The following is a 26986-nucleotide window of genomic DNA, read 5'->3' on the forward strand; positions in this document are numbered from 1 at the left end:
ATGAGTGATAGATAAAGATGTATTAGAAATGATGAGTGATTGCACGTAAGGTATAACTCAGAAAGACGTAAAAACGAGTAGAGAGAAGGATCAGGAGATGAGAGAAGTCAGTGGAAAGACACAAGTCGTGGCAGTCGCACTGGTGACAGCATTATGCATGATAGGAGATTCGATGCTGTATGTAGTGCTTCCTCTTTTCTGGAAGGAGGCAGGATTAACATCGTTGTGGGAAGTGGGGGTATTGCTTGCGGTGAACCGCTTCATCCGTGTACCAATCGGCCCTCTTGTTGGAAAATGGTATGAGCGCTCGGGCGGACGCACAGGTTTGATTGTGGCAGTAGTGCTGGCTTTTCTGACGACACTTTCGTACAGCTTGGAAGGCTTTTGGCTGTGGCTTCTGATGCGATGCTTGTGGGGAGTCGCTTGGACGTTTTTAAGACTAGGTGCGTATTCCTTGATCGTGAGTGTTTCCGAAGGGCATAATCGCGGGCAGCTCATGGGCTTGTACAACGGGCTGTATCGATTGGGCAGTCTTGGCGGTATGCTGGTCGGAGCGCTGCTTGCCTCTTGGTACGGGCTTTCTGTTGCCTCCATCGCACTTGCGATACCTTCTTTGTTTGCATTCGTTCTTGTTTTTCGCTATATACGTCCTTCCTTTACCAGTCAGCATCCGAAAGACGTGAAGCAGATGGATACAGGAAACCGCTTGTGGAGTCAGGCGCAGGTGCTGTTGACGCTGATGACGGGATTGCTCGTGACGATGGTGTACCAGGGGGTGTTTACCTCCACGCTAAGCAGAGTGATCGAAGTACGTGAGCCGCTCATCATGATTGGCGGAGTCGTGCTGGGGGCAGCAGTGATTGCGAGTGTGATCCAAGGTATTCGCTGGGGGTGGGAGCCGTGGGCTGCCCCATTGGTAGGCAAATTGTCGGACAGGCATGGCCGGACGAAATTATTCGTCGGGACGTTGTTAGTCGCTTCCGTTCTGTTTGCCGCGTTGCAGGCAACGTCTTCGCTTGTGCTATGGTTTGCGATTTTATTCGGCATCCAGCTGACCGCGACAATTATCACGACCGTGCTGGATACCCTTGCGGCAGATGAAGCTGCGAGACAGGCCAACAGCCAAGTGGTAATGACAGGGTATTCAGTTTTAAGTGATTTGGGCGCTGCGTTGGGGCCGCTCCTTGCTTTCTGGCTGGATGAACACGTAGGTCTGGGTCTGGTGTACATCGGAATAGCGATCATCTTGCTTCTGGTTGGTCTTGTATGGCTGTGGCGACCAAAGCTGGTCAAGATGGAAAGCGCTTCTTGATGGTTGCCATGACGTGAGCAATGGCTGCCTCCTTGTCTGGGCCGTGCAGCAGCATATGATTCGAATGCTCGTACCAGGTGATTTGCGGGGAGGCAGACTCGTCTACACTGGTTGCGAGTATTTGTGCGCTCACGGCGTGTACAGTATCGTCTCGCCTTGCTTGCAGCAGGACATAAGGGGTCGTAATTTGAGGCAAAAGTGGCTTCGTTTCTGCCAGCAGCCTGCGAAATTGCAGCATGCTGCTAAAAGGGATTCTGCCGATGCCATGTATGTAGCGTTTGGAGTGGGTAGAGAAATCCTCGCGCAAATAGTGCATCGCTTCTTTGACATCCCAATATTTATAAGGGGTGTTGATGGTAATTAGCAAGGCGACGGGGTATTTCGTCGTCAAGTGAAAGGCGAGCAGCCCCCCCATGGAAAAACCGATGACCACGATGGTGTCAGCGCGCATGGCCAGTCGTTTGTAGCCTTCTTCTGCCGAGCGCAGCCAGTCATGGCGGGTGCTTTTTGCCATGTGACGACGAGTAGTCCCATGCCCCTCCAAGGTAGGGCATTCCACCTGATAGCCAGCCTCGCGAAGCTTTTTGGCGAGTGGGAGTATATCGTTGATGTCTCCGGCGAATCCATGGATGAGTAAGCATCCGACTGTTCCTGACATGGAATCTCTTCCTCTCAAATACTGGGAAATTTGATGGATCATCCATATTATATACGAAAAGGTGAGGAGGAGGCGACCGCGCAAGTGTGCCCACACTAAGCAAAAAAAGGAAAGAAAAAGCGACTTCACGCAGCTGCGATGAAGTCGGCTATTCACTAGCGGGGTTCTGTACCTGAAAAATAGGTTACAGCCCAATCGTTTTCAGTTCTGGAGAGATAAGTAGCGTAGGTTGCGTGCAGGCTTGGATATCTTCCACTGTATAGCCTTCTGCTACTTCGACGAGGACGAGCCCGTCTGGTGTCACGTCCATGACAGCTCTGTCCGTAATGATACGGTTGACTACCTTCTTGCCGGTAAGTGGCAGCGCACATTCATTCAAGATTTTTGTCTCACCATGCTTGTTGACATGATCCATGATGACGACGATTTTTTTCGCGCCGTGGACGAGATCCATGGCACCGCCCATGCCCTTGACCATTTTGCCAGGGATCATCCAGTTTGCGAGATCACCCGCAGCAGAAACCTCCATTGCCCCCAAAATAGCGAGGTCGATATGGCCGCCGCGAATCATCGCAAACGATTCAGCACTGGAGAAGTAGGCCGCACCTGGAATAGCTGTAACGGTTTCTTTTCCGGCGTTAATGAGATCAGGATCGAGGTCTTCCTCCGTCGGGTAAGGGCCAATTCCGAGCAAGCCGTTTTCCGATTGCAGAACGACCGTTTTTCCTTCCGGGATGTAGTTGGCGACGAGCGTGGGCATTCCAATCCCCAAGTTTACGTAAAAGCCATCTTCTATTTCCCCAGCGGCACGAGTGGCGATTTGCTCACGTGTAAGCGACATCTGTGTTTTCCTCCCTTGAATGTAATCCGGTTCTCTCGTTTGCTCTCTATGAGCGGACAGTGCGTCGTTCGATGCGTTTCTCGAACGAAGGTGCCTGTATCACACGTTGCACATAGACACTTGGTGTGTGAATATGCTCAGGGTCCAGTTCGCCTGTCTCTACGATTTCTTCCACTTCAACGATGGTGATTTTTCCGGCTGCTGCCATCATCGGATTGAAGTTTTGGGCTGTTTTGCGGAAGACGAGATTGCCCATCTTGTCAGCCTTCCATGCCTTGATCAGTGCGAAATCACCCGTGATGCCATACTCAAGCAGGTACTCTTTCCCAGCGAAATCGCGCGTTTCTCGTCCTTCAGCGATAGGTGTGCCGACTCCGGCTGGGGTATAAAATGCCGGAATACCAGCTCCGCCTGCACGAATTCTCTCCGCGAGCGTTCCTTGTGGCGTCAACTCGACTTCGAGCTCACCGGACAAAAATTGACGCTCGAATTCCTTATTTTCACCCACATAAGAGGAGACCATTTTTTTGATTTGCTTTTCGCGTAAAAGGAGACCGAGTCCCCAATCATCTACCCCACAGTTATTTGAGACAACTGTCAAGTTTTTCACTGCTTTGTCTCGCAGGGCGATAATCAGATTCTCCGGAATTCCTACCAGTCCGAAGCCGCCCACTAATAAAGTAGCACCATCGTGAATATCAGCCACGATGTCCGTGTAAGAAGTATAAATTTTGGCCATGACGATCACTCCCAGCATGAAAAGATAAAGGATTTGTGTAAGCGCTAACAATAGGGTCAGTGCAGATGCCCCGTTTCCCTGCTCTTCTATCATACTAGATACGAGTTACAAACAAGTGACGAGACATTTGGATTATAAAAAATAATGTAAAATGACAGAAAAGTAGTACAACTATACCATTTTTTTCTGTAAAATATATTTTGTCAATATTCGTCGTTTTTTGGTTAGTATTAGGAAGATTCGGGGGAAATGTGGGGTTGCAGGAATGAAAAATACGAATAAATGGATAAGTCTCACGGTTGTGGTCCTGCTGCTCGTAGGGTGCGAAAAGCTAAATGAGGATGTCTCAAGTCTGAAACGAACGAAAGAAGATACGGTCATCAAGCTGAAAACGGTAAGTGCGTATACAGTGGAGAACGGCAAGGATGAGCGACTGATGGAAGTGGCAGGTGTAGTGGCGCCGCGTCAGGAGCTGGCTTTATCGTTTGGTGCCTCAGGCAAAATTTCAGGCATTCTTGTTGAAAAGGGAGCCACTGTCAAGGCGGGGCAGACATTGGCGACATTAGACGGAACGGCCTTGCAGCAAGGAATTCATGCAGCCCAAGGACAGGTAGCAAGTGCTGCCATCAAGCGGGAAAAGGCTGCCAAGGGGCCGGAGAGTCATGAGGTGCAAACCAAGAAGCTGCAGGTAGAAAAAGCGAGAGAACAGATGCAAAAAGCTCGCGACGAGCTCACCAAAGCGGAGATTTTGTATGCGAATGGAGCCATCTCGAAAGATGAAAAAGACAAGCTGGCCTCTGCACTGCGACAGGCTGAGCTGAGTCTGGAAGAAGAACAAGTGGGGTACAACAACCTGCTGAAGGGTGCCGATCCACTGGATATCGAAGAAGCGAATGCAAGCGTCCAGCAGGCCAATGTTCAATTGAGCCGAGCGAAGCAGGAAGCGGCTGATGCAGTGATCAAAGCTCCGTTTACAGGCGTGGTTGCAGCGATCTCCAAGACAGCCTCGGAGCAAGCTGGACCTGGGACAGAGGTCATTCGGATGGTCGATACGAGCTCCTGGCTTGTCAAGCTCCAAGTAGAAAGGGAGCAAATCGCCCATTGGCAGGCAGGTAAAGTGGTAAAGGTGAAAGCTCCAGACGGCAGTGAAGCGGAAGGAAAAGTGACGTTTGTCTCACCTGTTATGGATACCAGCTTGGGGTCTTATCCAGTCGAGGTGACCGTAGACGGCAAGAATGTAGCGTGGAAGGGCGGCATGACTGTCACATGTCAGTATCCGTTGCCGGCGTCAAATGTTGCGCTCGTTCCTGTTAGTAGCATCGGTGTCTCTGATGAAGAATATTACGTCATGAAAATCAATGAAAATTCAGTGGAAAAGACGTTTGTCAAAGTGGGGGCACTGCAAGGAACCTTCTATGAAGTAGTGGAAGGTCTCGTGCCTGGTGACCAGATTGTTGCTTCAGGCTTGTCGTATGTAGTGGATGGTGAGGCGGTGAAGGTGGCGGATGAATAACAAGACATTTTTATCGATTATCCCCTCCTTCGCCCGCATCCTGGCGGTCATTTGCTGTCTACTTGCGGTGGGAGCTTGGTTGTGGCTGGATATTAAGACGTTTCCGGATCGGTCTGTGCCTGAATACACAATCAATCTCTCAGCAGCCAAGCTCTCCTCTGCGGAGGTAGACGAATCGGTCGCGAGAAAAGTAGAGGAATCGGTACGTTCATTGGGCAGTGTGCTTACGATTGCTTCCGAATCTCGGACAGGGTCGGCAGTTATTACTGTAAAAACATCGGAACAAATCGGTTCGGATTACAAGGAACGGTTGGAAAAGAAGCTGGGAGAAATCACGAAGCAGCTGCCAGTGCAGGAGTGGAGTGTCAGTCAAAGCAATCTGGCAGATAGCAAAATTGGTTTTTATGTCCTGTACGGCACGGACTTGCAAACCTTGTCTGACATTGCCCAAAATACCGTCTACGACAAATTGATCAATCTGCCTGGAATCGCTCGCATCGAGATGGACAAGCAAGCCTTGAAGGAGCAGGTAGATATCATTTTCCGACCGTCTATCTTACTCGCCTATGGGCTCACACCTGCTGATGTTCTATCGCAACTGCCGACAGATGTTGTTGGGGAAGAGGTAGGCTCTGTTGGAACTGATAAGGATCGAACCATCATTCAATGGACAAGTAAATCGGAAGGGCTGCAAGATCTGGGTAAGCACCTGATCTCCACCGATAAAGGATACGTGCCATTACATACGTTGGCTGACATTCGTGATCGACGCGGGAGTAAAGGCGAACAAATCGGGATGTATCGAGGCTCGCCTGCCTTAGGAATCACGGTGTACGCAGCAGATGTCGGGCAATTGCCTGTAATCAGCAAGCAAGTAAAGGAAGCGGTTGGTGAGTTGAATCAGGCTTCGGGTGGCAAGTACCGCCTCGATTTGTTTCGTGATGACGCGCAGACAATCACTGCCGCATTAAGACAGCTCGGAACACTGGCTGCTCTAACTGCCATCATCTGTTCGCTCTTTTTGTATCTGACCCGAAAGCAATGGGCAGGGGCTGTACTCGCGCTTTTGGCAAACGTTTTAGCGGTCGGCAGTGTACTTGGAGGCATGTGGCTTTGGGGAATCCCTTTGACGCTCTCCACGCTTGGACCACTCGTGTTGTTTTCACTACTGTTCACAGGAGCAAGCTCTGCTTTGTTTCATCAGTTTTCAGGGTTGCCCTCGTACTCGTTTATTCGTTGTTTGCAAGTAGCGTGGGGTTTGATGAAGCCGTTTTTGCTCACGGTTATGGTAGTGGCAGCCTGTTGGACAGGTGTCGTTTTCACTGATTTCCTCAAGGCAGAAGACAAGGTTGTCTTGTACGATGCTTGGCCCGTTCTGTTGCTGGGGACGTTTGCTCTTATTCTTGTCTATGGATTTATCACGCCGGTCCTGACCGGAACGTGGCTGGAAGCTTCCGAACGAGTAGAGGAGGAAACACCACGGGCCGCCAATAAAGTGACAAGTTATTTTCAAAATCGCTGGGAACGACTGGTGGAACAAGGGTATTTGCCTTATGGAATCACACTGGTTGCCTCGCTTGTCTTTGTCTTTTTGCTCAAGTCATTTATTCTTGTAGATCCGTACGCCAAGCTTGATTATGGGGACAAGTCGCTTTCTTTGCCAATGGTGCAGGGAAGCAGCATCGATGAGGCCATGCGAGCAGCACAAATAGCTGAGGAGCGTTTGCTCGCCATTGACGAAGTCCGGGATGTCTATACAATTGCCTCCGAAGAGAATTTGAGCTTTCAACTAAAGCTCGTGGACAAATACGATTGGACGCAATCAGTCTCAGAGTTGGAAAAAGTGCTGGACAAAGAGCTGCGAGATATTCCTCAGACAGATCCGTTTGCGCTAGTCATTAATAAAGATAAGGCAACTCGTCTCGTCTTGACGATCATGGGACCTTCCTTGCAAACGACACAGAACATTGCCAATGAAGTATTGGCATTCATGGAAAAACAGAGTGCAAAGGATAAAGAAGGGCGAGAACTTGTAACAGATGAAAGAATTGGTTCAGGTGCAGAGGGGACCTTTATCGATATTCGTCCAAAACAGGAGATGCTGGCACGCTACCGGATTACGCAGGAGGAGATCAAGAGACAACTGGAGAGCTATTTGGGAGAAAAAACAGCTGGCAGTGTCTATTGGAATGAGCGTCAGGTACCTATCCACGTCCGATTCCCTGACGGGTGGATGGACTATCCGGATCAAGTGAAAAATATTTTGATTCGAACATCACAAGGTAGTGTGCGATTATCTGAGCTGGTAGATTGGTCGATCGGCAGTGAGCCGCCCGTTTATCAACGGGAAGATGGACTGTATGTATTCAAGGTAAGCAGTGCCGTCTCAGACCCAAGTCGAATTGAGCTGTGGTCTTACATCATTCCTTATTCCATGCAAGAAAAGGTGACGATGCCCGAAGGCTACACGGTATATAACGACAATGAGCTGAAGAAATTGGAGGAGGAAAAGCTCAACAAGGTTGATTGGAGCAGCCGATTCTTGACGATTGGCAGTCTGGTTGCTCTCGTACTTGTCATGAGCTTGCTTTTGCAACGCAGAACGCGCGATGGATTATTTGCCCTCGTTCTCTTGCCAGTCTTGTCTGGAGGCTTTGCGCTGGGATTGCTGTGGTTGGATCGACCGATGAACATTATGAGCTTCTATGGTATGGTGGCTGCCATTGCCGTCATAGTTTTGCAGGCACTTCTTACGATGGATGAGCTGTACAAGGCCCAAGCGGAACAGGAGCGAGTTTGGGACGGTATCAAGCTGGGTGCCAAACGCACCATGCTCAATCAAGCGGGGATATATTTGGCGATCGCGTTAGCCAGCCTTCCGCTTGCTGGGGGCTTGGGTAATGGGAATGATTCGTTTGCGTCCTTCGCCAGCGTATTGTTGTTTGGCATACTAATGGGGGCTTTTGCCACGGTGGCACTCCTTCCTGGGATGCAGCTTGCAGCTGTGCAAAGACAGGCTGCCCATTCTGAGATGTCCTTGCCGATCCTCGCCCGTCATTTGCGGATTTGGTGGGAAAACAACCAAGTACGTCGCCGCGATTTCAAAGAAAGAAAACGGGAACAAGCTCGCTCACCAAAAACAGGGCAAGCCGAAGCCGCGAACCGCGATTCCCGGGAGTATGTGCCTGTACAAGAGGACTTCCTGCCTCTTTCTTCTTCTACACATGACGCCAACCGCTAAAATAGGTTGGCGTTTTTTCTTTTCAATCGTTCACGTAGCTGTAACCGACTAACCAGGCATGCGTCATGGTAAGATAGGAAAGAGAATCGAAAGCAGGGGGTAGCAAACACGTGCGTCGATATCGGAAAGTATGGGATTACTTGCTTTTGATTGCTATTCTTCTCGGATTGTTCATTTCTTCTTCACAGCCCTACGCCAAGCAAGACATGCGAGGAACGATAGACAAGCTAGTGGACGAACAGAGCTTGCAGAACCGTATAGGCGACATTTCCATTCCTTACGGTGGCAAGGATGTGAGCCTGGAAGAAAAGGGGGCCGCTGGTTTTATAGAGTTCCTGATACGGAAGGGGACACACTTTACTGTTTTTGCCCTCTTGGCTTTTAGCTGGTATCGCGTGTTTTCGCATCAACTTTCATTTGGGCAAGCACTGCCCTGGAGCGCTTTTTGTAGTGTGATGACGGCTGTTTTGGATGAATGGCACCAGACGTTTACACCGGATCGAACCGGAATGGTGCAGGATGTTTTGCTCGATGCATCTGGATCTGTCACGATGTTGTTGATAATTGCTCTCAATTACCTGTATTCACGAAGAGCATATCGTTATAAAATGTAGGAAGCCTATCCATCCTATGGGGATAGAAGGCTGTGATGAACGATTGGAGAGTGGATTAGATCGTGGTAGAAAAAATGAATGTCCTTGTACTGAACTGCGGAAGTTCTTCGGTGAAGTACAAGCTTTATGAAATGCCTTCCAAGACATTGATTGCGCATGATTATTTGGAGCAAATCCAGCGTGACCAGTATGAAGATACTATTCGGGGAGTGTTTGAATCCCTCAAACAATATTCGATAGATATCGTTTCCCATCGTGTTGTCCACGGCGGAGAAGCATTTAAGCAGTCCGTTATTGTCAATGACCAAGTAAAAGAAGAAATTCGTAACCTGTCCCGTTTTGCCCCGCTTCATAACCCCATTAACCTGACCGGGATTGAAGTTGCTCAAAGTCTGTTTCCTGATTTGATTCACGTAGCTGTATTCGATACAGCGTTCCACCAAACCATGCCACCATCCTCTTATTTGTACGCACTGCCTTATGAATACTACGAGCAATACGGTATTCGTAAATACGGTTTCCATGGAACATCTCACCGCTATGTCATGGGCCGTGCAGCAGAAATGATGGGTCGCCCGAAAGAGCAGCTTCGTCTGATCAGCTGCCACATCGGAAGCGGAGTAAGTATCACGGCGATCCGAAATGGTGAATCGTATGATACTTCGATGGGGATGACACCGTTGGCAGGTTTGTCCATGGGTACGCGCAGCGGAAACATTGACCCAGGTATCATCCCGTACATTGAGGAAATTGAAAAGACCGACACGGCAGGCGCTATTAAGATTCTGAATAACAAGAGCGGTCTCATGGGCGTATCGGGTGTATCCAATGATTTGCGCGACGTTATGAAAAAAGCAGAAGAGGGACATCTCCGTAGCAAACTTGCATTGGAATTGTTTACTACTATTCTGCATAAGCATGTGGGACTGTACCTTGCTCGACTGAATGGAGTCGACGGCATTATCTTTACAGCAGGTGTTGGAGAAAATAGTGCTGCCGTACGTGAATTGGTGTGCTCTGGTCTTGAATTTGCCGGGGTAAACCTGGATCGTGAGGTAAACCGCACCAGCAAAGGTGAGACATTTATCAGCACGAAATACTCTCCGGTAAAAGTCATGGTAATCCCGACAAATGAAGAACTTGTCATGGCAATGGATGCATTCGAACTGGGATATAACTAGCTTGGAATATGTACCTAGAAAGAATAGGCTTTTCAGTATTGGAATTTCTCTGCTATACTAAGAGAATGAGGCTTCTGGTTTGAGGTTCTCACCATTTTTCTGAAAAAATAAAAGGAGTGCAAACTGGATGGCAGTACAAGTGGGAAGCATCATCGAAGGAAAAGTGACAGCGATTAAACCGTTTGGGATGTTCGTAGCAGTCAGCGAAACCGAGCAGGGGCTGGTCCACATTTCCCAAGTAGCAAACGGTTTTGTTAAGGATATCAATGATCACTTTACCGTGGGGGCACAAGTAAAGGTAAAAGTACTCTCCATTGATGATGCAGGTAAAATCTCGCTTTCGGTTCGCGCAGCACTCCCAGCGCCTGAGCGTCCGGAACGTGAAGAGCGCCGTGGTGGTGGATATCGTGGAGGCGACCGCGGAGGGAATGCAAAACGAGATAGCGGAGCTTCTTTCGAAGACAAAATGAAAAAATGGTTGAAGCACAGCGAAGAGAACCTTGCGACAATCAACAAAAAGAACGCAAAACGCGGCTACTAAGCCTTGCGATAACTAAGAAGGACGGGATCAGCTCCCGTCCTTTTTTGCGTTTTCTATTCCGTAGGATTCCCCTCTTTTTCCCAGTATTCCATCCCGCCGAGCATCTCTTTTACTCGGAAACCGAGAGCGGCCAGTTTCGCGCAAGCCTTTGCAGCACCGTTGCAGTTGGGACCCCAGCAGTAGACGACCAGGAGCTGGGTCGGGTCCAGAGCAGCCGTCGTTTCAGCGGAAATAAGCGAATGGGGGAGATTCAAAGCACCGGGAACGTGACCATCCCGATACGCTTTCTCGTTGCGAGCATCCAGGATGTAGAAGCCCTCCACACGGTTCTGGATGTCACTCCATACATCAGAAACATCTGTCTCAAGAGACAGCTTGTCGAGAAAATGAGTGCGGGCTACTTCAGGTGACGCGGCGGGTGTTTGCAAAACAAGGGACATATCCAATCCTCCTCGTTACATGTGATGGTGATGTACACAGCATAGCATTGAAGCAATCATCACAGTTATCTATACTATTCAATGAGGATCATTACTGATTTCTATGGGAGGAAGCTGGGATGGAGCTGGTCTATTTACATACTTTTCGTGAAGTAGCCCGGTATGGGAGCTTTACACGGGCAGCAGAAGAACTGGGCTATGCTCAACCAACTGTAACGGCACAAATGCAAAAGCTGGAGCAGTCGTATGGAGCGCCGCTATTTGAACGATACGGGCGCAAGCTGCGACTGACGCAAGCAGGAGAAGCCTTGCTTCCGTACGCACGGGAATTGATTCGTCTGTATGGGGAATCTAAAGAAGTGATCAAGCAACAGACGACAGGTCCCATTGCCATTGGAACGATCGATACACTGGCGGCGTTCTTTCTGCCGCCGTATTTGCAGGCTTTTTGCCAGCAATATCCTCAGGTTGATTTAGTATTGCGGACGGCTGGGGAAGCAGAAATTGTGCAACAGATCAGGGATGGTTATCTCGATTTCGGGATCATTTTCGATCGCCCTTGTACAGACCCAGAGTTGGTCACCCACGTCATTCGCGAGGAGGATTTGGTGATCGTCATGCCACCCACCCATCGATTCACAACAGCAACTGCACTCACTGTCCATGATTTGGGCGGGGAGCCGCTTGTATTGACCGAAGAAGGCTGTACGTATCGGGGCATGCTGCTGGAGACTTTTGGTGAGGCAGGGATGACCCAGCGAATCGCCTGCCAATTCAGCAATCCGGAAGCGATCAAGCAGTGTGTACGCTGTGGCTTGGGTGTGGCATTGCTGCCGCTCATGGCAGTCAAGAGAGAGCTCACAGAAGGGGTGCTCGCAGCCATCCCGTTTCAGTCGGATAAGCCGCCGTTTTCCATTCAGCTTGTTTATCATAAAAAGAAATGGCTGTCACCTTCGATGGTGGAGCTTGTGGATACGATTACGAGATCACAGAGAGAGGAATCGTGAGCAGGATGCAGCTAGATGTTTCACCGTTTGTCGCATGTACATCTGAGGAGACAGTCTATCCGGGAGTGCGGCTCTATACCGTCAGCTACTACAGTCAGGATTTGCTGGTAAAAGCTGCATTGGCTGTGCCAGAGGCTTATTTTCAGGAGGGGGCATGTCTGCCGGCTCTCCTGTATTGCCGAGGCGGGATAAAAGGAGTGGGACGCGTCAGACCCGAGAGAATCAGTCAGATGGCTGCTTTTGGCTACGTGATCCTCGCTCCTCATTACCGTGGCAATGAAGGCGGTGAGGGCCGGGATGAATTCGGTGGGGCAGACAGGCATGATGTGTTTGCCGCATTTGAATTGCTCCGCAATCTGGAGAAGGTAGACAAGAAGCGAATCAGCGTCTACGGCTTTTCACGCGGTGGCATCATGGCCTTGTTTGCCGCAATGGAGTGCAAGGGCATGCTGTCTTGCGTCGTATGGAGTGGTGTCAGCGACATGTTTTTGACCTATGAGGAGCGGGTTGATCTGAGAAGGATGCTGCGCAGAATCATCGGTCATCCGCGTAAGCAGGAGGATGCTTACCGCTATCGGACGCCTTTGTATCGGATGGACGAGATTTCTTGCCCTGTGCTGATCATACATGGAACGGAAGATGAGAATGTGGGAGTGGAGCATGCTCATAAATTGGCAGATGCGCTGACGCGGGCAGGTAAACCGTATGAAAAATGGCTGGCGCAAGGGGCCAGCCATCTGTTTGTCGGGGAAGATATGGAGATGTATACGCGCAAGATGTTCGCTTGGCTGGATGCGCAAGCCTAATCTTCTTTTGGTATAAGCGGCAGCGTAATGATGATTTCCGTTCCTTTTCCCAGCTTGCTGTTCACGTGCAGCTCCCCACCGTGGTTTTCGACCATTCGCCGCGAAATCGGCAGCCCCAGTCCTGTCCCATCCTCTTTTAAGGAGAAGAACGGATCGAATATCCGCACCAGATATTCTTGGGGAATGCCTTCCCCCGTGTCACTGACATGAATATGGACTGCTTGATCATCCAGGCGGCTTTCGATGGAGAGAACGCCGCCGTCTTTCATGGCTTCAATGCTGTTTTTCATTAAATTTAACAGGATTTGCTTTAATTGCTCGACATCGACGTGAATGCGAATGCTCGGATCACAGCGGTCTACGATTTCAATCCCATGTAGCATAGCCTCGGCATTCATCAAGGGAAGAATCGAATGAATGACACCGGTTAGCGGAACCTCGCGATAATCGGGCTTGGATGGTTTGGAGAGCATCAACAACTCCGTCACGATGCGGTTGACCCGTTCAATTTCCTGCAAGATCAAGGGTAAATAGTACAAATCGCGCTCTTGATTCGATAGACGCTGTTCCAGTAGCTGAATAAAGCCGTAGATGACCGTTAGCGGATTGCGAATTTCATGAGCTGCTCCAGCTGCTAGCTGACCGACCATGGCCAGCTTCTCGGATTGATTCAAGTACTCTTGAATTTGCTCCTGCTCCGTAATGTCCAAGAAGGCGACCATCCACCCGGTTTCCTGATCGTGATGATGATTGTGCAAAGGGATGTAGGAGACCAGGGCAATGAATGGTGTGTCGTCTTTTTTGTACAAGGTCATTTTGCGATTGACGAACCAGGGAGTCGGCTCATTGGATGTGGGTGCTTCAAAGGAATCCTTGGACACGGGGTAGCCGTGATCGTCGAGCTTGACCAAAAGCTTGGCCAACTGGTTTACATGAAGATCGACTGTCGCATGGGAGCGGGTAATAATTCCAACAGGCAGAGAATTTAAAATTTGCTCCCGGATGTTTTTTTCTTCGGTCAAAATTTGCCGTTGCCTTTCGTCTAGTGCGAATAAATTGGCGATGCTACTCGACATTTTATTGAACTCCTGCGCCAACTCAAGGAATTCATCTTGATGGGTATAGACGATTTGCTGACCGAATGTTCCTTTTGATACTTCACGGGCTTGTTGCATCAGAGACTGGATCGGGCGCAACAGCTCATTACGGAAGTAAAACGTACAAAACAGCCCAAACAAGATAGAGGCTACGGAAACCGAATACGTCAGGATCAACGAAACTTTGATGCTCTCATTCGAGTTCTGAAACTCTTTATTCGTCTGATACTCCAGCTGATTGAGTGAAAAAGACAGATCTCGTTCCAACCGGTCGAGCAATGGCTGTACATCATTGGTAAGGACAAAGCTGACGGCAGGAACATTCCCTGCTTGCAGCAACGGATTGATTTTGTTCAAAAAAATAAAGTCCAGTTTAGATATCGATTCAATGATGGTAAACAAGCCACTGTTCGCCTCGGTTTTGGGCAGCGAGGAAAAACGAGCTGTATCGATCAAATTGGTATAGTACTGATCCAGGTAAGACTCGTCGCGTGTCAATGTATACATGTTCAAAGCATACGTCTTGGTGTATATCTGGTTTTTGACTTCCAATAAGGCACTCGTTTGCGGTAAGAGGTTTTGCGTCAAATACACTTCATCGGTGGTGACCTTGGTCATTTGATAACTGAACAGGGTCGTTACGCAACCGATGAGAAGCATCATTACGAGATAGCTGAGCATGATTTTTTTCTGAAATCCGAGATTGCTGAAAAGGGGCATGCTGATTAACCTCCATACGAGCCACGGGAAGGAATGAGATTTTGCAGTTCCCGTTCTAAATCTTCACGTACATCTGCTGGAACCATGTGTCCGAATTGACTGAGATGGTTGACCCCTTCGGCAAGTCCGTACATAACTTTTCCATTGGGGAGATTCCCTTGAATAAACTGTTCCATGATGATGCGGTAGCACTGACGAACATCCTGCATCATGGAGGCCAGCACGTATTCTGGCGCAATGTAGCGTTGATCGGCAATATATCCGATGGTAAATACTCCTGCGCGCTGCGCTTCTGTAATCACTTCGAGATTGAAGCTGTCGCCTGTGGTGTAGATGACATCCACACCTTGTGAAATCATGTCGCGAGTCGTGCGAATGGCCCCCTCAATATCATTGAAATCAGGAACCTTTCCGACTATGATAGTGGTTTTAGGGGATGCCTTTTTCACTCCTTCGATAAAGCCTTCTACTTGAGTTAACTCTGTGGGCTTGTCTACCATGATGTATCCGACTTTATCCGATTTCGTCATTTTCGCGGCTAGGATACCGACGAGCTTGCCGGCAGGCTTCATATCGTAACGAATCGTCGTCTGATTTGGATGCGGAGCCTCTCCGTTAAAGGAAACAAAATGTGATTTCGGATAGCGAAGCGCCACATCTGTAAAAGGATCAGAGAAGATGAGGCCATGACCGAGTATGAGATCATAGTCGTTGGCTGCATATTTCTCAGCCACCTTTTTGATCTGCTCCGGTTTTATATTATTGGCGATTTCGAGTGAAAAGTTAAATCTTTTTTGCAGTTCTGTCATACTCTCCAGCGCACTGCTGTTCCAGCCTTGATCATAAGTGGGACCCTCCAGCAACAGGGCGACACGCACTTTGTCAGAAGAATGGCTGCTTTTATTCATGACTTTATCGAGATGCTTCATGCTTGTAATGAACTGACTGGTAATGAGCAAAAGCAGCCCGACTACCAAACCGGTAAATAAGACGGGAAATGGCAGCAGCTTTGGCATGCGGGATTCCTCCATAGAAAAAAAGCATAATCCATTTGAAAATATAGATACACGTCATGCCTATTATATCGGTTCTCTGAGGGTTGTGCATGGAAAAAAGGGATACGGACAGGCTAAGCATATGGAGAACATATCCCCCTGCCAAGAGGGAACAGAAGGGAGGCGTACACGCGATGGAAAACGATATGGTGGAAATCCCCCAGATTCATATTCCTGATGAGGTTACACAGGTCGATCGACCGGAGATTGGAGAGACAACTCCACATCCGAAACCAGATAGCCCTTTGGCATCGAAAGGGACAGCCGAAATCGCTAGCGATAGCGATTCGAATGAGAGCAGCGAGCGAATCGGATTTATTTCTTAATGCCGATCGGAATTCGCGATATTCGACAAAAGAAGTCATTTTCTCTCGTGGACAAGGCTTGCGATTTCTGCAAAAGTAGGAAGTAGAATAGCAAGCGAGATGCGAGGGGATAAGATTGCATGGCCCGATTGCTGATAGTAGATGACGCAGCCTTCACGAGAAGGGTGCTGACGGATATGTTAGGCGAACAACATGAAGTTTGTGGAGAAGCGAGCAATGGTTTGGAGGCAATTGAAAAGTACAAGGAGCTCAAGCCAGATATTGTCACTATGGATATTACCATGCCGTACATGCACGGGATTGAAGCCATGCGTCACATCTTGGATTTTGACTGTGACGCCAAAATTTTGATCTGCTCGGCAGTCGGGCACCGGCAGAAGGTGCTGGAAGCGATGCGGACAGGAGCGAGTGATTTCGTCGTAAAGCCTTTTCAAAAAGAGCAGATTCTCGATGCAATCGCACGACTTTTGTAAACTGGAAAAAGCAAACAGCAAACAGCCGCCAAATCTCGGATGGGAGGGCGGCTGTTTTTCTATAAGAGAAGATTTACAAGCTGATTTCTGTTCCCATGCCGTTTGCTTTCGCCCGTTCATAGACCGTTTTGGCAACGGCCGTATCCAAGTAGGCAACACCCACAGATTTGTACAGCGTGATTTCTTCATCGTTTTCTCGGCCGGGCTTTTTCCCAATCAGAATGTCTCCCAGCTCAGCGTGCATTTGCTCGAAGCTCCATTCTCCGCTTTCAATCGGTATGAGCAGATCGCCTGCTTCATGCCGGGCTCCCTCCAGTGTATCGACCACGACTTTGCTGTTTTGTACGGTAGTCAAGTCGACCTCCTGCATATGAGGGAGAAAAGCACCGATGGCATTGATATGTGTACCCGGACGCAAGCGTGTTCCATCAAACAACGGGCTGGTAGCCTTGGTGCTGCAAATCACGATTTCGGCATTCGCTACCGCTTCATTGGCATCATCCATAACCGTGATTTCGCCTTGCCACTCCGGGTAGAGGGAGAGTAGTGTTTGTTTCATTTCGTCCGCTTTCTCACGTGTGCGGTTATAGAGATAAATGTTTGTCAGCGGACGGACCTCCATGACGGCTTGAATCTGTCCGATGGATTGTGCCCCGCAGCCCAATACAGCGCAGCTTTGCGCATTTTCTTTTGCCAAGTATTTGGTGGCAACGCCACTGCTTGCACCTGTGCGCATAATCGTCAACAGGCTTGCGTCCATCATCGCCACATGCTGTCCCGTTTTTGCTTCAGTCAAAACAATCACGCTTTGGAGTGCTTTGATATCGTGTTTGTGATTCTCCGGGAAAATGCTGATGATTTTTACGGCTACATAATCGTCCGTTTCCAAATAGGACGGCATGTATAGACTGGTTGCTCCGTATTTCGGATGGTCGATGGCAGTACGAACAGGGGTGGTGACGTTTCCCAGTATATGCTCACGGAAGACGTTTTCCACATCTGCCAAGCAATCTTTCATCGTGTAGATTTGTTCAATGTTTTCACGGCTTAATACGAGCATGACATTCATCCTTTCCATTAGGATTCGTCCAAATCCATATCCTTTGTTTCCTTCGTAGCAGAGACCGCAATGAGAGAAATAACCCCGGAAATTACGATGTAAAAAGCGATTGGCACCCAGGAGTTAAAGGAGCTTAACAAGGCAGTAGCGATCAGTGGAGCAGTACCGCCCGCCAAAGCAGCGCCGAGCTGATAGCCAACCGTTACCCCTGTATAGCGTACATTTGTACTGAAAATCTCGGAGAACATCGTACCCAATACGGCTGTGACCGGAGCCCAGAGAATCCCGAGTCCGATGACTGTAGCGATGGTAAGCCAGAGGGCTGATTTTAATGACAGCATATAAAAGTAAGGGAATGCAAACAGCATCATCGCAATTGTTCCCGCGACATACAATGGCTTTCTGCCTACTTTATCTGACAGCATGCCCATGTACGGAATCGCGATGGTTGTCACTAATGTGGCGATCGTTACGGCATTGAGTACCGTTATTCGGTCGTAGCCCAAGTAGTTCGTCGCGTAGGCAATAATAAACGTCGAGAAAATATAGAACGGCGCCGTCTCTACTACTTTGGCTCCGACGGCAATCAGAACAGCCTTCCAGTGGTAGCGAAATGTATCTACGATGGGAACCTTCGCAATGTTCCCCGTCTTTTTTGCTTCTTGAAAAGCTGGTGTTTCATCGATGCCATTTCGGATCCAGAGTCCTAAAAAGACAAGGGCTGCACTCAACAGAAACGGAATTCGCCAGCCCCAGGACATGAATTGATCATCGGGAAGCGCACTCATTAAAGAAATAGCTAACGTACCGAGCAGCATACCGATCGTTACACCCATTTGCGGGATACTTCCAAAAAAGCCGCGTCTGCCTTTGCCAGAGTACTCTACGGCGAGAAGCAATGCACCTCCCCATTCACCCCCGATCCCCAAGCCTTGAATCAAACGCATCAGCACGAGAAGAATCGGAGCACAGATACCAATGGCATTGTAATCAGGCAGCAGACCGATCAAGACAGTAGCGCCTCCCATCAGCGATAACGTCAAGACCAGCGTCTTTTTACGACCGATTTTGTCCCCGATATGACTGAAGATCACGCCACCCAATGGACGGATGAAAAATGGAAGACCAAATGAGAGATAAGAGAGCAGTAGGCCTACAGTTGGATCAGAAGAAGGAAAAAATAGCTTGTTGAATACGAGCGATGCCATAGTTCCATACAGAAAAAAGTCAAACCACTCAATGGAGCTGCCAATCAGGCTCGCGACCAACGCTTTGTTTTGAACCTTTTTGGAAATGCCTGCTTGTGTTTGTAATGCCATCGGGTAATCCTCCTTTGTCGGTAGATATTGAAGTGTCACTTCAATTCATGAGTGAAGTGTCACTTCAATTTTTGAAAATAAAGCGATTACAAATCTGATAATAATAAAGATTATAAAATGCGATATAATTTCGAGCAATAGTAAAAATTGATACGTATGCTAACTTTACAGCTTTTTTCAGGAAAGAGTATGATAGACCTATCCTTTTTACGGCGAGGTATGCAAATGGAACCTACCATTGGTGTATTAATCAAATCGCTTCGTGTCGGCAAAAAGAAGACACTTAAACAAATTGCGGAAAAAACACAGCTGTCGATCAGCTTTTTGTCTCAAGTAGAGCGTGGGAAGTCTTCCATTACGCTGGAATCATTGAAAAAAATTTCGGAAGCCTTGGGAGTGAGCCCAGGCTATTTCTTTTCGGGCGAGTCGAGTGAAGGGAATGAGCTAGTGCGCAGGGCGAGCAAAGAACGATCTGGGCTTTTGCAAGCGCCTTTTGTGTATGAGGATCTGTCCGGTGATTTGGCGAATCCGACGCTGGTACCGATTCTCGTCACGCTTTCCCCGCATGGAGAAAAAGGCACGCCTTTTGTGCATAAGGGGCAAGAGTTTATTTACGTCCTCGAGGGTGTGCTGACACTTTTGCTGGGGGAAGAGGAGCATGATTTGTTCCCTGGTGACAGTATTCACATGGATTCATCCGTGCCGCACAACTGGGTGAACCGTACAGGTGAGGTCACCAGATTCCTTTGTGTCAATTCGCATGACAGCGATATGATTCCGACCGCTCCTTATTAATTGAGCGAGAGCGTTTAGCGAAGTCATGTTTTCTACTATAATAGAGGAACGCGTAGAAAAGAGCGGTAAAGAGGTGAAAGTGTGCCCGTAGAGCCTAACTATTTTCAACAGTATCAGCATGCTGATATCGAAGAATTAGCTGATGTCATTGGAGAACTTTTGCAAAATCCGATAACGGTTGAAGATGCCGATCATAAACTGATTGCTTACAGCTCACACGGAGAAAGCACAGATGAGGCGCGCTGGTCAACCATCATGGGGCGACGGGTACCGGAAAAGGTGCTGACGCGCCTCTGGAAGGACGGCGTATTCCAGGAGCTGTTAACGCAAGACGATCCTGTACACATCCCGGCCAAGGACGAAATCGGCTTGGGGAAGCGCGTGGCGATTGCCATTCGCAGAGGGAGCGACGTGCTCGGTTACATTTGGGCACAAGAGGTAAATCGGCCGATTACCCGGGACGATGATGAAATTCTACGTCAGGCTGCACGGGTAGCTGTCTCACGTCTCATCCAGCGGCAGGGAAAACGCAAGGCGGAGGAGCAGCGACGCAAGGAATTTCTGTGGGAGCTGTTGCTGGGGAATCACAGCAGTGAGGCTGCCATTCGCCAAAAAGCGGACATCTTGCAGATGCAGCTTCCGACCTCTTATTTAATCTGTATTATTGAAGCGGCAGGAGCCCGTCTGGACCAGTACTTGTATCCGTTATTAATGCGTGACAAGCTGCTCTGGGTTGTCGACGGCTCGCAAATCATCTTATTGATCGGTCTGTCCGATGCAAAAAAAGGCAAGAGTGACGTGCTCATTCGCAAGGTGGAACAGTTCCTGTCCGACTCGCTCGGCAAGCTCGAAGCACATGTCACGGAAGGACGCCAAGTGATTGCCGGGTACGGGAGAGATTACAAGTCTTATACGGATATTGTGAAAAGCTACAGGGAAGCGCTGCATGCGCTCAAGATCAAAAAGCTGTTTCCGCAGGAAAATGAAGGGGTTCACGGGTATCACGAGCTTGGGATATATCGATATCTACTACAACTGAAGCAGTGGGAAGAGGAGCAGGGCTATCAGAATGAACGGCTGGAAAAGCTCAGACAGTACGATCGCGAAAACCAGACCACGCTTTTGACGACATTGGAAACATTTTTGGATGCAGCTGGCAAGGTCAACAAGACAGCAGAGCGCTTGCATATCCACATCAATACGTTGAGCTACCGACTGAGACGAATTGAGGAGATCATGCGTGTCGACCTCGACAATATGAACCAGCGGGCTGCCTTATATTTAGAGTTGAAAATAGCCAAATTAGATGGGGAACAGTAGTTTGTTTGTGAATTTTCACAAATGGAAAGATGCTAAAATTAAAGGAATCTCCAAGGAGTATGCCCGAAGATACGCTGTACAATAATAGTAACCGCAAAGAAATTGGCGTTTCCAAGGAGGACATACTTATCATGATCGTTGGAATTCCAAAAGAAATTAAAAATAATGAAAACCGCGTAGCCATTACTCCGGCAGGTGTAGCTGCTCTGGTACAAAACGGACATTCGGTTCGTGTAGAAACAAGCGCAGGGCAAGGCAGTGGTTTTACGAATGAAGATTACAAGGCAGTAGGCGCAGAGATCGTAGAAACAGCAGCAGAGGCATGGGCGTCTGACATGGTAATGAAAGTAAAAGAACCACTCCCTGCTGAATACGGATATTTCCGCGAGGGTCTGATTCTGTTCACGTATTTGCATCTTGCACCAGAGCCTGAATTGACTCGTGAATTGATCGATAAAAAAGTGATTGCAATCGCTTACGAAACCATCCAGCTCGACAATGGCGCTTTGCCTCTGTTGATGCCGATGTCTGAAGTAGCAGGCCGCATGTCCGTTCAAATCGGCGCGCAATTCCTGGAAAAGCAATACGGTGGAAAAGGCGTTCTGCTCGGTGGCGTACCAGGCGTACCAAAAGGCGAGGTAGTCGTAATCGGCGGCGGGATCGTAGGAACAAACGCAGCGAAAATGGCGCTTGGACTGGGTGCAAACGTGACGATCATCGATGTAAACGCAGACCGTCTGCGCCAGTTGGATGACCTGTTCCAAGGCCGCGTTCAGACGCTGATGTCCAATTCCTTCAACATCGCAAACGCTGTGAAAAAAGCAGATTTGCTGGTAGGCGCTGTACTCATTCCAGGTGCTCGTGCTCCGCGTCTGGTAACAGAAGACATGGTTAAAGAGATGTCACCTGGTTCTGTGATCGTAGACGTTGCGATTGACCAAGGTGGATCGATTGAAACGGTTGACCGCATCACTACTCATGACAAGCCAACCTATGAGAAGCACGGTGTGATTCACTACGCGGTAGCCAATATGCCTGGTGCAGTCGCTCGTACATCTACATTGGCCCTGACCAACGTAACCGTTCCTTACGCGGTACAATTGGCGAACAAAGGCTACGCACAAGCGATTCGCGACAACAAAGCATTGGCAAAAGGCGTAAACGTCATCGACGGAAAAGTAGCTTACAAAGCTGTCGCAGATGCGCATAACCTGCCGTATGCTTCTATTGAAGAAGTTTTGCTGGTGAAAAACTAGCTTCAACGGTGAATAGAAAAGAAGAAACTGCTTGTCCGAGCTTACGGCAAGCAGTTTTTTATTTATTCATTCGGCCGAAGCGGGTCAGGGATTAAGGTGTAAGCTTATTGTGCTTGCGTATTTCGTATTTTCGCCGGGTTACCTGTTCTTCGGAGCTTTTTTATACGAAAGCAGGCGTAACCGTACTCACCATTTCACGAACGAACCCCTTTAGTCGAACATTGACCTGATAACGAGGTCCTCGGTGGTAAGCGGAAGGTGGTGCTGTTAGGTTTTGCCTGCTTGATTGGAAATATGTATCACGTATAAAGGTTACATCCTCTCGAAAAAGTATGGTATTCTACTATGAGGTAAAAAGGTAGAAACGGAGTAAGGAGTGCAGCCGATGTATCAGCTCATAAGAAAATATCTGTTCCAGCAGGATGCGGAAGAGATTCATGAAAAGACAATTGGTGCCTTAAGGCTGGTGGAGGATTCTGCTCCAGGCAAAAGCATCCTGAAGATGATCTATCAGGTAAAAGACCAGCGGTTGGAGAATAAGCTGTGGGGAATGACGTTTCCGAATCCAGTCGGACTTGCAGCCGGTTTTGATAAAAATGCAGAAGTCTATCATGCGTTGGGTGCTCTTGGTTTTGGGTTTGTGGAAATCGGAACGTTGACGCCGCAGGGGCAGCCAGGCAACCCGAAGCCGCGTTTGTTCCGATTGCCGGAACATCAAGCTGTCATTAACCGGATGGGCTTTAACAATCACGGTGCGTATTTGGCTTCCCAGCATTTGGTCGATTACGCATACTCAGATGTTCCGATTGGGATTAACATTGGGAAAAACAAAGTAACGCCGAATGAAGAGGCGGCCATCGACTATAGCAAATGTATGGACATGCTCTACGCATACGGTCACTATTTCGTCATTAACATCAGCTCTCCGAATACCCCGAATCTGCGTGACTTGCAGGAAACAGAGAGCTTGCGTCATTTGGTACGTGCAGTAAGAGAAAAGGCAACGGAAATGGAAGCGCGTTCCATTAAGAAAAAGCCGATTTTGCTGAAAGTAGCGCCAGACATGTCAGATGAGCACATGCGCGATGTTGTTCACGCTGCTGTAGAAGAAGGCATATCCGGAATTATTGCCACCAATACGACACTGTCACGCGAGGCCGTCTCCGGTCATCGATTTGCCGAGGAAGCGGGCGGCTTGAGCGGAAGACCTCTTACGGAGCGTTCCACCGCTTGGGTGAAGGAGATTTATCAGGAAGTAGGAGACAAGGTACCGATCATTGGTGTCGGCGGTATTTATAACGGTGAAGACGCCTACGCGAAAATCCGAGCAGGAGCCAGTCTCGTTCAGGTGTATACGGGGATGATTTATCAGGGCCCAGGTATTGCCAAGCAAATCAACAAAAAGCTGCTCAAGCTCATGCAACGCGATGGTTTTAAACATATTAGTGAAGTAATTGGCGTAGACGCAAAAGAATAGATAGAACAAGTAACGCATAGGTCGATGGCGCCGTTTGTAGAGGGTCATTGGCTTATGCGTTTTTGCTTATATTCTTTCGATTTATGTAGTGATCCGGTATAATGATGTGGGACAAACATGAATTGTCTGTCAATTGTATATTGTCGGCGTTAGGTGCCTTTATGTGACGCATAAAGGGTAACAGGGAATCGGGTGAAAGTCCCGAGCGGTCCCGCCACTGTAACCAGGGAGCTCTCTTTGAGAAGGAAACCACTCATTTTCGTATGGGGAAGGACAAGGAGCGCATGGATCTGGAAGCCAGGAGACCTACCTAGTAGCCACACCCACAGAACCTTCGCGGAAAGGAGCGGTGAATACGAGGCAATGAGGCTGTCTAGTCAGTCTGTTGTTTTGTGTGCACATCTCGTCCACTGATGGATGGGATTTTTTTGTTTGGAGGAATAGAACGAAAGTCAGTGAAGGAGGAATGAACATGAATCGATCTCGTCTCGTATCTACTTGTCTGATGATCGCGGGCTTTGTCCTGTATTTCCTGCTCAATGAACCAGAGACAGGACACGCGATGCACATCATGGAAGGGTATTTGCCATTATCCTGGGCCTTATTTTGGTGGGCTGTCTTCTTGCCGTTTTTTATTCTTGGGATTCGCTCGATTAACAAAATTGTAAAAGAACACCCCGAAATGAAGCTCCTTATTGGCGTTGCAGGAGCATTTGCATTTGTTTTATCTGCACTGAAAATCCCTTCAGTTACAGGCAGCAGTTCTCACCCAACTGGAACGGGCCTTGGCGCCATTATGTTTGGGCCTTTTGCGATGTCTGTGTTAGGGAGCATGGTGCTCTTGTTTCAAGCCTTGCTTTTAGCACATGGAGGTTTGACTACATTAGGGGCAAATGCTGTATCCATGGCAGTAGTAGGACCACTGGTGGCATATGGAATTTATCAGATGATCATGAAAGTGGGCGGAAGTCAACGTCTGGCGGTTTTTGCGGCTGCTGCTTTGGCTGATCTCGCTACCTATGTAGTGACTTCGATTCAACTGGCACTCGCATTTCCAGCTGAATCTGGCGGAGTGTTGGCCTCGTTTGCCAAATTCGCAGGAATTTTTGCTTTCACGCAAGTACCGCTCGCCATTAGTGAAGGTCTGTTGACCGTTCTTGTTTGGAACTGGTTGTTATCTTACAACGCAAAAGAGCTTACACAGCTTCGTTTGCTAAAACGGGAGGAATCGCTGTGAAAAAAGGATGGAACTGGCTTTTACTCTTGGGGGTAATCGTACTGGCTATTGTCCCGCTGCTGCTGGTACAGGATTCGGAATTTGGCGGCGCAGACGGTGTGGCGGAGGAAGCGATCAAGGAAATCGCTCCGAACTATGAACCGTGGTTTCAACCGCTGATAGAACCGCCAGGGGGAGAGACGGAAAGTCTATTGTTTGCGGTGCAGGCGGCGTTGGGAGCGGGAGTGGTTGGCTACGCTGTGGGCTTGTACAAAGGTCGGTTGGATAAGCGGAAAAAATGAACGGGCTGCAGCTTGATTCTCTCTCTTATCAAAACAGGCTGAAATGTCTGCCGCCAGCTCATAAGCTATTGCTGGCGAGTGCATTGTTACTGCTCGTGCTGGTGGGACATGTATGGATGCAGATGGCTGTCGTTGTCTGGATGACGGTATGGGTAGTGGTGTATGCCCAGATTCCTGTCCGTATCTATTTTGCCTTTATGATTGTGTCACTCTCATTTTTTGCGGCGGGGCTCCCTGCCTTATTGGTAGAAGGGGCGAGAGCAGGAGAAGTACAGGTCCAGGTCGCGGCAGCATGGGAGCTGGGTTCGTATGTGCTCTATGTGCCGATGTCCTCATTCAGTAAAGTTTGGATTTTATTTTGGCGTACCATGGCGAGCTTGTCCTGCTTTGCTTTCATTTTGTTTACTGTGCCGTTTGCCGAAATCCTGCAGGTGCTTCGCCGACTTCGTATGCCCGTCCTTGTGACTGACTTATTAATGATCATGTATCGGTTTATTTTTGTGTTAATAACGATTTCTCACCAGCTCTGGATTGCCCAACGTTCGCGCGGAGGTCATCGCGGCTTCCGAGCGACGCTTCGGGATGCAGGGGTTCTCGTCGCGCAATTGTTTGTCAGAGCGATGCGCAAATACGAAGCCTTGCATAAAGGAATGGCGGCTAGAGGCTTCGGGGAGAGCATGCAGGTGCTCTCGTTTCATACCCATGCTCGCTCGCGCCGCTATGAGTGGGAGTCAATCGCAGGCTGTATGCTGTTGGTGCTGCTTGAGTGGTGGACAGGAGGTTGGCGGTAATGACATCACGGTTGTTGGAGTTCATCGATTTGCAGTACAAGTATCCAGGAGGGCGGGAACCCGTCCTGTCAGGGCTGTCCTTATGGATTCCAGAGGGGAAAAAATGTGTCCTTTTGGGACGGAATGGCTGTGGGAAGTCCACCTTGTTCTTGCATGGAAACGGAATCATCGAGCCACAGCAGGGACAGGTGCTGTGGAAGGGGAAACCGCTTGTCTACAAACGAGCCGCATTGCAAGAGATGACGCAAAAGGTGGGCTTGGTTTTTCAAGATCCTGAGCATCAGTTGATCGCAAGCACGGTCGCAGAAGATATATCCTACGGTTTATTCAATCAGAAGCTGCCTGTGGACGTAATCCGGGAAAAGGTTGAAAGGGTGCTGGATGCATTCGGGCTGAGAGAGCTGGCAGAAGCTCCGATTCATCATTTGAGCCTGGGACAAAAACGGCGTCTGGCACTCGCAGGGGTCATGGTCATGGAGCCCGAGCTTTTGCTGTTGGACGAGCCTACTGCGTATCTGGATCGCTATCAGACCAAAAATTTGTTGCGGGAACTCGATGCTATTCATCGGCAAGGAACGACTGTCTTGATGGCGACACATGATATGGATATTGCCTTTGAATGGGCAGAGTGGATTTGTATCATGGATAAAGGAAGGCTTGTGTTCGCGGGAGATCCGCAGGAGGCATTGGAAAACAGGGCCATGCTGGAGAGTCTTCATCTAGGGATGCCGCTGCTCGTCGATGTGTGGGAAGCACTGCCTGAGCAGTGGAAGCGCGAACTGGGCGGAAATATTCCTCGTTCTGTCGACGAACTGCGAAAAATGCTCAGTGTTCAGCGGGTGTGGTGAATGGAGTGGGCGCTTTCGGGTAAGCTAACCCCAAAAAG

General features: G+C 48.9%; 26 protein-coding genes and 1 riboswitch. Of the genes, 18 read left to right on the top strand and 8 right to left on the bottom strand.

Going from position 1 to position 26986, the window contains the following annotated elements; translation table 11 throughout:
• The first annotated feature begins 97 nt into the window (after window positions 1-97).
• Window positions 98-1312, top strand: a complete 1215-nt coding sequence (locus C7R91_RS10165) for an MFS transporter (RefSeq protein ID WP_047073243.1) — start codon at window positions 98-100, stop codon at window positions 1310-1312.
• Here C7R91_RS10165 and C7R91_RS10170 read toward each other — a convergent pair.
• The 3 genes from C7R91_RS10170 to C7R91_RS10180 form a co-directional block, all read right to left on the bottom strand.
• Window positions 1290-2054, bottom strand: coding sequence for an alpha/beta hydrolase (locus C7R91_RS10170; RefSeq protein ID WP_083995192.1), 765 nt, complete (start codon window positions 2052-2054; stop codon window positions 1290-1292). The genes C7R91_RS10165 and C7R91_RS10170 overlap by 23 nt on opposite strands.
• A gap of 100 nt (window positions 2055-2154) precedes the next feature.
• Window positions 2155-2811, bottom strand: coding sequence for a CoA transferase subunit B (locus C7R91_RS10175; protein WP_047073241.1), 657 nt, complete (start codon window positions 2809-2811; stop codon window positions 2155-2157).
• Between the two features lie 46 nt (window positions 2812-2857).
• Window positions 2858-3550 carry a CoA transferase subunit A gene (locus C7R91_RS10180; RefSeq protein WP_015893185.1) on the bottom strand — a complete coding sequence of 231 codons (693 nt, stop codon included), beginning with the start codon at window positions 3548-3550 and terminating at the stop codon, window positions 2858-2860.
• 265 nt (window positions 3551-3815) lie between these two features.
• Here C7R91_RS10180 and C7R91_RS10185 point away from each other — a divergent pair, with 265 nt between their 5' ends.
• From C7R91_RS10185 to C7R91_RS10205, 5 genes are all read left to right on the top strand, one after another.
• Window positions 3816-5063, top strand: coding sequence for an efflux RND transporter periplasmic adaptor subunit (locus C7R91_RS10185; RefSeq protein WP_047073239.1), 1248 nt, complete (start codon window positions 3816-3818; stop codon window positions 5061-5063).
• Window positions 5056-8304, top strand: a complete 3249-nt coding sequence (locus C7R91_RS10190) for an efflux RND transporter permease subunit (protein ID WP_047073237.1) — start codon at window positions 5056-5058, stop codon at window positions 8302-8304. The genes C7R91_RS10185 and C7R91_RS10190 overlap by 8 nt, the downstream gene beginning before the upstream one ends.
• Window positions 8305-8414: 110 nt before the next feature.
• Complete coding sequence (locus C7R91_RS10195; protein ID WP_047073235.1) at window positions 8415-8918, top strand: VanZ family protein; 504 nt, start codon at window positions 8415-8417, stop codon at window positions 8916-8918.
• A gap of 62 nt (window positions 8919-8980) precedes the next feature.
• The gene (locus C7R91_RS10200) at window positions 8981-10099 is read left to right on the top strand and encodes an acetate/propionate family kinase (RefSeq protein ID WP_047073234.1); all 1119 of its coding nucleotides are present in this window, start codon (window positions 8981-8983) and stop codon (window positions 10097-10099) included.
• Window positions 10100-10226: 127 nt separating this feature from the next.
• The gene (locus tag C7R91_RS10205) at window positions 10227-10640 is read left to right on the top strand and encodes a S1 RNA-binding domain-containing protein (RefSeq protein ID WP_047073233.1); all 414 of its coding nucleotides are present in this window, start codon (window positions 10227-10229) and stop codon (window positions 10638-10640) included.
• A gap of 53 nt (window positions 10641-10693) precedes the next feature.
• Here C7R91_RS10205 and C7R91_RS10210 read toward each other — a convergent pair whose 3' ends face one another.
• Window positions 10694-11080, bottom strand: coding sequence for a rhodanese-like domain-containing protein (locus C7R91_RS10210; RefSeq protein ID WP_047073231.1), 387 nt, complete (start codon window positions 11078-11080; stop codon window positions 10694-10696).
• 119 nt (window positions 11081-11199) lie between these two features.
• Between C7R91_RS10210 and C7R91_RS10215 the strand changes: the two genes are divergently transcribed.
• Window positions 11200-12087, top strand: a complete 888-nt coding sequence (locus C7R91_RS10215; RefSeq protein WP_047073229.1) for a LysR family transcriptional regulator — start codon at window positions 11200-11202, stop codon at window positions 12085-12087.
• 5 nt (window positions 12088-12092) lie between these two features.
• A complete protein-coding gene (locus tag C7R91_RS10220; protein ID WP_047073227.1) occupies window positions 12093-12893 on the top strand; it encodes an alpha/beta hydrolase family protein in 801 nt (266 codons plus the stop codon).
• Here C7R91_RS10220 and C7R91_RS10225 read toward each other — a convergent pair.
• Entirely contained in the window at window positions 12890-14710 is a 1821-nt protein-coding gene (locus C7R91_RS10225) for a sensor histidine kinase (RefSeq protein ID WP_047073226.1), read from the bottom strand. The two genes, C7R91_RS10220 and C7R91_RS10225, sit on opposite strands and share 4 nt — an antisense overlap.
• Before the next feature lie 5 nt (window positions 14711-14715).
• A complete protein-coding gene (locus tag C7R91_RS10230) occupies window positions 14716-15726 on the bottom strand; it encodes a BMP family ABC transporter substrate-binding protein (RefSeq protein WP_047073224.1) in 1011 nt (336 codons plus the stop codon).
• A gap of 173 nt (window positions 15727-15899) precedes the next feature.
• Here C7R91_RS10230 and C7R91_RS10235 point away from each other — a divergent pair, with 173 nt between their 5' ends.
• Both C7R91_RS10235 and C7R91_RS10240 read left to right on the top strand, forming a co-directional pair.
• On the top strand, window positions 15900-16091 hold the full coding sequence (locus tag C7R91_RS10235) for a hypothetical protein (protein WP_047073222.1): 192 nt from the start codon (window positions 15900-15902) through the stop codon (window positions 16089-16091).
• A 119-nt stretch (window positions 16092-16210) separates the two neighbouring features.
• Window positions 16211-16564, top strand: coding sequence for a response regulator (locus C7R91_RS10240; protein ID WP_047073221.1), 354 nt, complete (start codon window positions 16211-16213; stop codon window positions 16562-16564).
• Window positions 16565-16637: 73 nt separating this feature from the next.
• Here C7R91_RS10240 and C7R91_RS10245 read toward each other — a convergent pair whose 3' ends face one another.
• Both C7R91_RS10245 and C7R91_RS10250 read right to left on the bottom strand, forming a co-directional pair.
• Window positions 16638-17624 (bottom strand): ornithine cyclodeaminase family protein, encoded by a 987-nt coding sequence (locus C7R91_RS10245; protein WP_047073402.1) that lies wholly within the window; start codon window positions 17622-17624, stop codon window positions 16638-16640.
• Window positions 17625-17641: 17 nt separating this feature from the next.
• The gene (locus tag C7R91_RS10250) at window positions 17642-18943 is read right to left on the bottom strand and encodes an MFS transporter (RefSeq protein WP_047073218.1); all 1302 of its coding nucleotides are present in this window, start codon (window positions 18941-18943) and stop codon (window positions 17642-17644) included.
• Between the two features lie 225 nt (window positions 18944-19168).
• Between C7R91_RS10250 and C7R91_RS10255 the strand changes: the two genes are divergently transcribed.
• From C7R91_RS10255 to C7R91_RS10295, 8 genes are all read left to right on the top strand, one after another.
• Window positions 19169-19738: a helix-turn-helix domain-containing protein gene (locus tag C7R91_RS10255; protein WP_047073216.1), complete on the top strand. Its 570-nt coding sequence runs from the start codon at window positions 19169-19171 to the stop codon at window positions 19736-19738.
• Between the two features lie 81 nt (window positions 19739-19819).
• The gene (locus C7R91_RS10260; RefSeq protein ID WP_047073214.1) at window positions 19820-21058 is read left to right on the top strand and encodes a PucR family transcriptional regulator; all 1239 of its coding nucleotides are present in this window, start codon (window positions 19820-19822) and stop codon (window positions 21056-21058) included.
• A gap of 131 nt (window positions 21059-21189) precedes the next feature.
• On the top strand, window positions 21190-22314 hold the full coding sequence (ald, locus tag C7R91_RS10265; RefSeq protein WP_047073211.1) for an alanine dehydrogenase: 1125 nt from the start codon (window positions 21190-21192) through the stop codon (window positions 22312-22314).
• Between the two features lie 385 nt (window positions 22315-22699).
• On the top strand, window positions 22700-23791 hold the full coding sequence (locus C7R91_RS10275) for a quinone-dependent dihydroorotate dehydrogenase (protein WP_047073209.1): 1092 nt from the start codon (window positions 22700-22702) through the stop codon (window positions 23789-23791).
• A gap of 134 nt (window positions 23792-23925) precedes the next feature.
• Window positions 23926-24119: riboswitch (cobalamin riboswitch) on the top strand.
• A 144-nt stretch (window positions 24120-24263) separates the two neighbouring features.
• Window positions 24264-25028: an energy-coupling factor ABC transporter permease gene (locus C7R91_RS10280; protein ID WP_047073207.1), complete on the top strand. Its 765-nt coding sequence runs from the start codon at window positions 24264-24266 to the stop codon at window positions 25026-25028.
• On the top strand, window positions 25025-25309 hold the full coding sequence (locus C7R91_RS10285) for an energy-coupling factor ABC transporter substrate-binding protein (protein WP_007718520.1): 285 nt from the start codon (window positions 25025-25027) through the stop codon (window positions 25307-25309). The genes C7R91_RS10280 and C7R91_RS10285 overlap by 4 nt, the downstream gene beginning before the upstream one ends.
• On the top strand, window positions 25306-26100 hold the full coding sequence (gene cbiQ, locus C7R91_RS10290) for a cobalt ECF transporter T component CbiQ (protein ID WP_047073205.1): 795 nt from the start codon (window positions 25306-25308) through the stop codon (window positions 26098-26100). The genes C7R91_RS10285 and cbiQ overlap by 4 nt, the downstream gene beginning before the upstream one ends.
• Entirely contained in the window at window positions 26100-26948 is an 849-nt protein-coding gene (locus C7R91_RS10295; protein WP_047073203.1) for an energy-coupling factor ABC transporter ATP-binding protein, read from the top strand. The genes cbiQ and C7R91_RS10295 overlap by 1 nt, the downstream gene beginning before the upstream one ends.
• Window positions 26949-26986: the final 38 nt, after the last annotated feature.

This window comes from Brevibacillus formosus, from assembly GCF_003013405.1.
Lineage (GTDB): Bacteria > Bacillota > Bacilli > Brevibacillales > Brevibacillaceae > Brevibacillus > Brevibacillus formosus.

Bases quoted from the DNA above. Each gene is read 5' to 3' on its own strand.
- C7R91_RS10175 (WP_047073241.1), bottom strand. From the start codon at position 2,811: ATGTCGCTTACACGTGAGCAAATCGCCACTCGTGCCGCTGGGGAAATA.
- C7R91_RS10250 (WP_047073218.1), bottom strand. From the start codon at position 18,943: ATGGCATTACAAACACAAGCAGGCATTTCCAAAAAGGTTCAAAACAAA.
- C7R91_RS10275 (WP_047073209.1), top strand. From the start codon at position 22,700: ATGTATCAGCTCATAAGAAAATATCTGTTCCAGCAGGATGCGGAAGAG.
- C7R91_RS10190 (WP_047073237.1), top strand. From the start codon at position 5,056: ATGAATAACAAGACATTTTTATCGATTATCCCCTCCTTCGCCCGCATC.
- C7R91_RS10185 (WP_047073239.1), top strand. From the start codon at position 3,816: ATGAAAAATACGAATAAATGGATAAGTCTCACGGTTGTGGTCCTGCTG.
- C7R91_RS10230 (WP_047073224.1), bottom strand. From the start codon at position 15,726: ATGCCAAAGCTGCTGCCATTTCCCGTCTTATTTACCGGTTTGGTAGTC.
- C7R91_RS10225 (WP_047073226.1), bottom strand. From the start codon at position 14,710: ATGCCCCTTTTCAGCAATCTCGGATTTCAGAAAAAAATCATGCTCAGC.
- C7R91_RS10205 (WP_047073233.1), top strand. From the start codon at position 10,227: ATGGCAGTACAAGTGGGAAGCATCATCGAAGGAAAAGTGACAGCGATT.
- C7R91_RS10180 (WP_015893185.1), bottom strand. From the start codon at position 3,550: ATGGCCAAAATTTATACTTCTTACACGGACATCGTGGCTGATATTCAC.
- C7R91_RS10245 (WP_047073402.1), bottom strand. From the start codon at position 17,624: ATGCTCGTATTAAGCCGTGAAAACATTGAACAAATCTACACGATGAAA.
- C7R91_RS10255 (WP_047073216.1), top strand. From the start codon at position 19,169: ATGGAACCTACCATTGGTGTATTAATCAAATCGCTTCGTGTCGGCAAA.
- cbiQ (WP_047073205.1), top strand. From the start codon at position 25,306: ATGAACGGGCTGCAGCTTGATTCTCTCTCTTATCAAAACAGGCTGAAA.
- C7R91_RS10295 (WP_047073203.1), top strand. From the start codon at position 26,100: ATGACATCACGGTTGTTGGAGTTCATCGATTTGCAGTACAAGTATCCA.
- C7R91_RS10215 (WP_047073229.1), top strand. From the start codon at position 11,200: ATGGAGCTGGTCTATTTACATACTTTTCGTGAAGTAGCCCGGTATGGG.
- C7R91_RS10210 (WP_047073231.1), bottom strand. From the start codon at position 11,080: ATGTCCCTTGTTTTGCAAACACCCGCCGCGTCACCTGAAGTAGCCCGC.
- C7R91_RS10240 (WP_047073221.1), top strand. From the start codon at position 16,211: ATGGCCCGATTGCTGATAGTAGATGACGCAGCCTTCACGAGAAGGGTG.
- ald (WP_047073211.1), top strand. From the start codon at position 21,190: ATGATCGTTGGAATTCCAAAAGAAATTAAAAATAATGAAAACCGCGTA.
- C7R91_RS10220 (WP_047073227.1), top strand. From the start codon at position 12,093: ATGCAGCTAGATGTTTCACCGTTTGTCGCATGTACATCTGAGGAGACA.
- C7R91_RS10280 (WP_047073207.1), top strand. From the start codon at position 24,264: ATGAATCGATCTCGTCTCGTATCTACTTGTCTGATGATCGCGGGCTTT.
- C7R91_RS10235 (WP_047073222.1), top strand. From the start codon at position 15,900: ATGGAAAACGATATGGTGGAAATCCCCCAGATTCATATTCCTGATGAG.
- C7R91_RS10165 (WP_047073243.1), top strand. From the start codon at position 98: ATGAGAGAAGTCAGTGGAAAGACACAAGTCGTGGCAGTCGCACTGGTG.